Genomic DNA, 5,186 nt, shown 5'->3' with positions numbered 1-5,186 from the left:
GGTTCAGGACTATCTTTGATGCCCCTGATCAGCATCCGGAACATCACCAAGAAGTATCATACCTTCGACAGCGACTGGCATCGCTTCCTGGAGGCGATCACCAACGGCAAGATCAGGCGCCGGCACGAGCACTGGATCCTGAAGGGGATCTCGCTGGATGCCGAACCGGGCGAGTCGATCGGCATCATCGGCTACAACGGCGCCGGCAAGAGCACGCTGCTGAAGATCGTGCTGGGCGTCTCGACCCCGGATACCGGCACCGTCTCGATCAACGGCCGGGTCGCCGGACTGCTGGAACTGGGCGTGGGATTCCATCCGGAGTTCACCGGACGCGAGAACGCGGTGATCAGCTGCCAGCTCCTGGGGCTGGCGCCGGAGGAAATCCCGCCGCTGGTCGAGGAGATCAAGCAATTCTCCGAGCTGGGCGAATATTTCGACGAGCCGATGCGGACGTATTCGACCGGCATGGCGATGCGCCTCGCTTTCAGTTCGTCCACCGTGGTGCGGCCCGAGATCCTGGTGGTGGACGAGGCGCTGGCGGTCGGCGACGCTTATTTCCAGCACAAGTCGATGGCCCGCATCCGCCGCTTCCGCGAAGCCGGGACGACCCTGTTCCTGGTTTCCCACGATCCGACCGCGATCAAGAACCTGTGCGACCGCGCCATCATCCTCGAGGACGGGGTGATGATCCGCGACGGCCGGCCCGACGAGGTGCTGGACTACTATCAGGCGATGGTCAACCGCCGGAAGAAGGACGAGGAGATCCGGCAGTTCCAGGGCGACGGCGTCGTCGTCACCCGGAGCGGCGACGCCCGGATGGAAATCTCCGCCATCCAGGTGCTCGACATGGACGGCAGGCCGGGCCGCGTCTTCAAGACGGGTGAAACGGCGCGCATCCGGCAGACCATCACCTGCAACGACCCCGATGTCCGGCCCAATGTCGGCATCATGATCCGCGACCGGCTGGGCAACCACATCTACGGCACCAATACCCACTTGAAGAAAGTGACGATAAGCGACCGCTTCGAGAAAGGCGCCCAGTTCCATGTCGATTTCGACGTCGAGCTCCGGCTGGGCGGCGGGTCGTACAACGTCTCGGTCGCGGTCGTGGACGACGCCCTGCACAGCAGCCACCTGGACTGGATCGATCAGGCCGTCGTGTTCCAGGTGATGCCCGACGGGGTGCCCGACTTCGCGGGCCTGACGCCGCTGCCGGCGCGTCTTTCATATGGCCTCGGGCCGGGGACCGTCCAGGACCCGGAACAGGAACGCGCCGGAATGACGATTTCGAGCGACGCCTGAAGCGCCCTCGTATCGGGCGCCGCCCCGGTCCATCCAGATACCGAGTCCCCCAGATGCCGAGCCATCTAGCACCGAGTCACCCAGGCACCGAGTCGCGATGACCTTCATATCCTACGCCCAGAACTACGAAGACATCATGCTGTACCGCGCGCTGCGCGATGTCGAGGAGGGCTTTTACGTCGATGTCGGGGCCAACAGCCCGGACGAGCATTCGGTGACCAAGGCCTTCTATGAGCGGGGGTGGCGCGGCATCAATATCGAGCCGGTCATGGAGTTCCACCAGCAACTGCTGGCGGCGCGGCCGAACGACATCAACCTGCCGGTCGCGATATCGGACAAGACGGGCTTCATCGATTTCCACGACGTCAAGGGAACGGGGCTTTCCACGATCAGCCCGAAGATCGCCGAGAACCACCGCGCCTCGGGCTACGAGGTCGTCAAGCGCCGGGTCGCGGTCGAGACGCTGGACGAGGTGTTCAGGAAATACGTCACCGGCGACGTCCATTTCCTGAAGATCGACGTCGAGGGTCTGGAAGACGCCGTCCTGCGCGGCGTCTCGCTGACGGATGTCCGTCCCTGGATCGTCGTGGTGGAGGCGACGGCCGTCCTGAGCGAGGTCCAGACCCATGAGACATGGGACCACCTGCTGACCGACCGCGACTATTCCTTCGTCTATTTCGACGGGCTCAACCGCTTCTACGTCGCGAAGGAGCATCCGGAGCTGATGCCGTCCTTCCGCAGCGCTCCCAACGTGTTCGACGACTGGATGCGGGTCGGCGACCGGCAGGCGCATGACCGGGCGAACATCCTCACGGCCAGGCTGGCGGAGGAACAGGAGGCCCACAGGGTCGATCTGGAGGCCCGCAAGGCCGAGCTTGATGCCGTCAGGGCGGAAGCCGAGGCCTGGAAGGCCAAGGCGCAATCCCTGGAAGTCAGCGAGGAGGAGCAGCGCCGCCGTCAAGAGGACCTGCAGGCGCGGCAGTCCGAACTGAAGGCCCAGCTGGCCGGTTTCGAAGGGCAGACGGCCGAGCTGATGAGGGCGATGGAGGAAGCCGCCGAGCTGCGGACGGCGATATCCGTCCTGCGCGACGAGTTCCGCGAATGGGCGGGATTCAAGGAGAAGTCGGCCGAGCGGGAGGCTTGGTTCGCCGAGCGCGAAGCGCAGCTGGGGGCACAGGTCGCTGCGGCCGCCGGCGAAGCCACGGCGCTGCGCCACCGGATCGCCGAGCTGGAATATGCGGCCTCGGTGGCGAAGCTCAACCTGGACTCCATGTTCGCCAGCACGTCCTGGCGTCTCACGGCGCCGGTCCGGGCGGTCAATACGGCCGTCACGTCGAGCGCCCGGGCACTTGGTGGCAGCCTTGGGGGTGGCGGCCTTGGGGGAGTGGCCAAGCAGCCGGAAGAGTCGCTGATCCGGCGCGCCGCCCACTGGTCGGCGCGGCAACCCATGCTGAAGCGCGCCGCCGTCGCCGTCCTGGTGAGAAGCCCGGCGCTGGAACGCAGGGTGCGCGCCATCGTGGCGCCGCCTCCCGGCGTGCCGCCGACGGCGGTCGCCCATATTCCGCAGCCCCGGCAGATCGAGAATACCGGCCCCGCAATCACGTCGCGGAACCCGACGCCGGCCGAGGCCATCGTCGAAACCGCCTTTCAGCGCGCCCTGGCGCGCGCGCGCTGACAAGGAGAGCCTTCATGCGTATCGTCCTGGACATGCAGTCCCGCCAGTCACCGAGCCGCGTCCGCGGCATCGGGCGCTATTCCCTGGCCCTTGCCCGCAATCTGGCGAAGCTTGCCACCGGTCACGAAGTCATCGTCGCCGTCAACGGGGCGCTTGCCGAAACGGTCGATTCCGTCCGCGCCGATTTCGACGGGCTGGTGCCTGCCGAGCGGATCGTCACGTGGTCGCAGCCGGGCAATGTCGGTTTCGTCACCGGCGACAGCCGCTGGCGCGCCCGTGCCGCCGAGCGCCTGCGCGAGCGGTTCCTGGAGTCGCTGCGGCCCGACATCGTGCATGTGACCAGCCTGTTCGAGGGGCTGGGCGACGACATCAGCACGTCCATCGGCGAGGTTTCCACCGATATCGCGACGGCGGTCACGCTGTACGACCTGATCCCGATGGTCCGGCGGGACGTCTATCTCGCCAACCCCGCCGTCGCCGACTGGTACGAGCGCAAGCTGGCGTCGCTGCGGCGGGCGGATCTGTGGCTGGCGATCTCCGACCACACGAGGCGGGAAGGGATCGAGCTGCTGGGACTGCCGGAGGACCGGGTGCGGTCGATCTCCTCGGCGGTCGACCCGATGTTCCGCCCGGTCAAGCCGGTGGACGAAGCGGCGCTCCGGCGGCGCTACGGCCTGGACAAGCCGTTCATCCTGTATACCGCGACGATCGAGCCCCATAAGAACGTCGACGGGCTGTTCGCCGCCTTCGCCAAGCTTCCGGCGGATCTGCGCCGCGGCCACAAGCTCGCCATCGTCTGCCGGATCGACGATCACAACCTGGCGCGGCTGCGGGCGGCGGCCGGACGCGCCGGTCTTCGCACCGACGACTACGTGATCACCGGCTACGTCCCGGACGAAGACCTGCTGGAACTCTACGCGATCTGCCGGCTCTTCGTCTTCCCGTCGCTGCACGAAGGGTTCGGACTGCCGGCGCTGGAGGCGATGGCCTGCGGCGCCCCGGTAATCGCGTCCAACTCCACCAGCCTGCCGGAAGTGATCGGCCGCGACGACGCGCTGTTCGATCCGGAGTCGCCGGACGCGATATCCCGCGCCATGGCGCGGGTGCTCGGGGACGAGGGGTTGCGGGACGACCTTGGCAGGCACGGGCTTGCCCAGGCCAAGCTGTTCAGCTGGGAGAACACGGCCCGCAAGACGCTGGACGCCTTCGAGGAACTGCACGACCGGCGGCTGGCCGAGGGAAGCCGGAGCGTGCGGGTCTCATGGCAGAGGCGGCCGCGGCTGGCCTTCGTGGGACCGCTGAAGCCGGCCGCCGGCCGCTTTTCGGAGCACGCGTCCGCCGTTTTGCCGGAACTGGCCCGGTACTACGACATCGAATGCATCGTGCGGCAGGACACGGTGGAGGACGGGTTCGCACGGTCCAACCTGCCGATCCGGCCGGCGGAGTGGTTCGCGGACAACGGCGCGCATTACGACCGCGTGGTCTATCAGCTGGGGAACGACGCCGACCTGCTCTCCTGGGTGCCCGACCTGCTGCGGCGCTGGCCCGGTACGGTCGCCCTGCACGACAGCCACCTAGGCGCCGCACTCTCGCGCCTGCCGGCAACGGACGACCGGCCGGAGCCCTGGACTGCGGAGCTTTACCGGTCCCACGGCTGGACCGCCGTGGTGGATCGCCTGCGCGCGAAAGACTCCGGCGAGATCGTGGCGAAGTATCCGTGCGACGGTTCGATCGCGGAATACGCTGCCGGCGTCATCCCTCTTCATGAGCACGAGGATCTGGCCCCGTCCCGCATCGCCGAGCTGTACCGCGACGCCCTGGAAGACCATGCCGAGAACTCCCGTCTGGCGCGGCTGGACCGGCTGACCGACGATATCCTGGCGATCGCGACGACGGATCGCCCGGCACCGGCGGATTGGGAACAGGTGCTGGCCTGCGCCGCCGAGAACCTGCCTGCGGCGGCGGAAACCCGCCAGTTCCTGATCGACGTATCGGAGCTCGTGCAGCGCGATGCCGGGACCGGCATCCAGCGGGTGACCAAGAACATCGCGATCAAGCTGCTGGAGAAACCGCCGGCCGGGTTCCGGGTCGAACCGGTGTACGACGACGGCACAGGCGTCTTCCGGTATGCCCGTGCCCTGACGGCGAAGCTGATCGGGTATTCGGGGCCGGCTTTCCAGGACGACCTGATCGACACGCGGCCCGGGGA

Annotated in this window: 3 protein-coding genes; all 3 read left to right on the top strand. The window is 67.3% G+C overall.

The window, feature by feature from the left end:
* Positions 1-1,302 (top strand): ABC transporter ATP-binding protein (locus AC5JJ6_RS40545; protein ID WP_496047486.1); only part of this gene is annotated, 1,302 nt, incomplete at its 5' end.
* Between the two features lie 97 nt (positions 1,303-1,399).
* Positions 1,400-2,977, top strand: coding sequence for an FkbM family methyltransferase (locus tag AC5JJ6_RS40540; RefSeq protein WP_496047485.1), 1,578 nt, complete (start codon positions 1,400-1,402; stop codon positions 2,975-2,977).
* Between the two features lie 14 nt (positions 2,978-2,991).
* Positions 2,992-5,186 (top strand): glycosyltransferase family 4 protein (locus tag AC5JJ6_RS40535; protein WP_496047484.1); only part of this gene is annotated, 2,195 nt, incomplete at its 3' end.

It is taken from the genome of Skermanella sp., from assembly GCF_059503625.1.
Note: the sequence above shows the minus strand (reverse complement) of the source record. Positions and strands in the feature narration are given on the sequence as shown.

What these genes read in the sequence shown, in the direction of transcription:
- AC5JJ6_RS40540 (WP_496047485.1), top strand. Translation starts at nt 1,400, where the DNA reads ATGACCTTCATATCCTACGCCCAGAACTACGAAGACATCATGCTGTAC.